This window comes from Asaia sp. W19 (assembly GCF_003994335.1).
GTDB lineage: Bacteria > Pseudomonadota > Alphaproteobacteria > Acetobacterales > Acetobacteraceae > Asaia.
The window spans coordinates 1-2,253 of sequence record NZ_PNQZ01000141.1; the positions used below are offsets into that span (position 1 = coordinate 1).

Below are 2,253 nucleotides of genomic sequence, written 5' to 3' on the forward strand. Positions count from 1 at the left end.
CCGAGATCCAGCGTTATGTGGACAAGTATTYCCGGCGTTGCCGCCCGACGCCCCCCCCGACAGGGCTCGGGCTTCAGGCGGGGGGATCCCAAGGGTCAGACGGGCGGGGACGGGCGCGGTTTGAACAGATGGAACAATGGTCCCGTCAGAATGGTCGAGATCACCGCCAGCACCATCAGGGAGGCGAAGGCAAACTCAGACAGCATCCCCTGCTCATGCAGGATCGTTGCGGCGACAATCTCCATCAGCCCCTTGCATTGCAACAGGGCACCAAGGCTGAGCGTCTGGCGTCGCGATAGATCCTTCGACGGGGGGAAGAGATATATCGAACCGATTTTGGCCACGATCGAGATCACGACGAGGGAGAGTGAGGCCAGAACCGAGGGCCAGGTCAGGGCATCACCGTCGATACGCAGCCCACTATGTCCGAAAAACAGCGGCGCAAGCCAGATGAGGCAGAATGTCGAGACGGTCTCGAAGGGAAGGCGTTTGACCCAAGAAGGCGGCATGAAGGCACCGGCAAAATAGGCGCCGATCAGTTCATGAAGCCCCAGGGTCATGCTCGCCCAGGAGCCGAGACTGAGATAGAGCGGTACCACGGCCCAAATCACCAGTTTGGGAGGATTGCGGATAAAACGCGAGGCAAGCGAGCCACCTAAGCCGAGAGCGACAAGCAGTAGGAGCGCCAAACACTCGCGTAGCCCCCAGCTATGCATGGCCGTCTGACGCTCCGCAGCAAATTGCAGCAGGGCGAGCCCGATCCAGAGCGTGGCGTCGTCAATCACCGCAAGCTTGAGCGCAAGCTGCCCCAGCGGTTTGTCGCGCGCAGGGAGTTCGCGCACGATCCCGATCAGAACGGGCAGAGCACTGACGGCAATACAAAGCCCGATCGAGGCTGCGGCGATGAGCGGTGTAACCGCGGGTGCATGCCAGCCCGGCAGTGGCAGAAAGAACATGTAAACGAGGATCGTACCGACCAGAAACGGCCCGCCAAGTGCGGTGGCTGCGCCCCCGAGAAGACGGGTGACCGGAGGCTTGGGCAGGGCATTTTCCGCAGCTTCACCTTCCGGATGCTGCCACATTTCCATGCCGGCCGTGAACGCCAGGACGAGTACTGCGATCCACCCGATCGTATCGCCGTAGAACGAGGGGACACCTATCGATTTGAGCGGAAGATGCCAGACGGCAGCGAGGATTCCGATCAGGATCGGGATGACAGCAATCGGTACCACGCGCCCCATCACACGCCATAGAATCCATGGAACGCAGACAAACAGACCCGCATCGGCGAGAAGCGCGGTTAGATCGCTCATACATGCCCTTTCAATCTTTGATGAAAAGATAGCGTGAATTTGCGTGCGAGGGAAATCCAACGCCATACCGCGTGGACGCGTGGCGTGTCATGATGGACGTTGGTGGGCATCATTACATGGCTTTCGTGTGCAGGCATTGTCTTGTACCCAAGCTGTCTGGTGAAACTTCTCAGATCCACCTTCGCGCAATAATAAAAAGGTCAAGCAATGCCACCGGTCCTGCAGAAATATCGTCATCCCAATGAACGTCTCTATGGCGGGCTCCTGACCGGAACAGGGCTGATCCTCTGGCTCCTCCTGGGGATCATCGCAGTCGCGGCCTCGATCACCGATCCGCGTGCCGCCGCAGAATTCGTGGTGTTCGCGGKGTATGCCGTGTCCTTCATGCTGGCCCTCGTCATTTTTGCCGCGCTGTATCGCGCGTACGCCATGGGGCACATGGTGCTCCTGTCCGAGAAACAATTCCCGCACCTCCATTCCATGTTCGTCGAGGTGAGCCAGAAGCTGGGCCTGGATGAGACCCCCCCAGCTTTCATCTATAATTCCGGTGGCATCATTAATGCCTTCGCGATCCGGTTACTGCGCGGCCGCTATGTTTTCCTGACCCCTGCAATCTTCGCGGCTGCGGAGGACGAACAGATCCGTTTCATCATGGCGCATGACGTCGCTCATCATGTTTTGGGTCCTCTGAGTGGTTTCAAGCACTCTCTGCGCTTGCCCGCCTACATGGATCCGTTTCTCTATCGCGCCTATTCGCGCGCGCGCGAAAATAGCTCCGATGCGGTGGGCGCATCCGTCCTGCCCGATGCGCGTCACGCGCTTGGKGCGCTTCAGATGCTGGCCTGCGGCGTGAAGCGTCTCAACGCTTCGATGAACGTCGAGGCTTTCGCGGCGCAGGAATATGCAGTGCCTAGTGTCGCAGGGTTCGTGCTGGAGATCT

The 2,253-nt window shown here is 59.4% G+C and carries 2 protein-coding genes; one reads left to right on the forward strand and one right to left on the reverse strand.

Annotated elements, in window-relative coordinates:
• Positions 1–95: 95 nt before the first annotated feature.
• Complete coding sequence (locus tag C0V97_RS17415) at positions 96–1,313, reverse strand: cation:proton antiporter (protein WP_127101969.1); 1,218 nt, start codon at positions 1,311–1,313, stop codon at positions 96–98.
• A gap of 207 nt (positions 1,314–1,520) precedes the next feature.
• Here C0V97_RS17415 and C0V97_RS17420 point away from each other — a divergent pair.
• Positions 1,521–2,253: M48 family metallopeptidase (locus C0V97_RS17420; RefSeq protein WP_148114971.1), on the forward strand; the 733-nt coding region annotated here is incomplete at its 3' end.

Bases quoted from the DNA above. Each gene is read 5' to 3' on its own strand.
- C0V97_RS17415 (WP_127101969.1), bottom strand. From the start codon at position 1,313: ATGAGCGATCTAACCGCGCTTCTCGCCGATGCGGGTCTGTTTGTCTGC.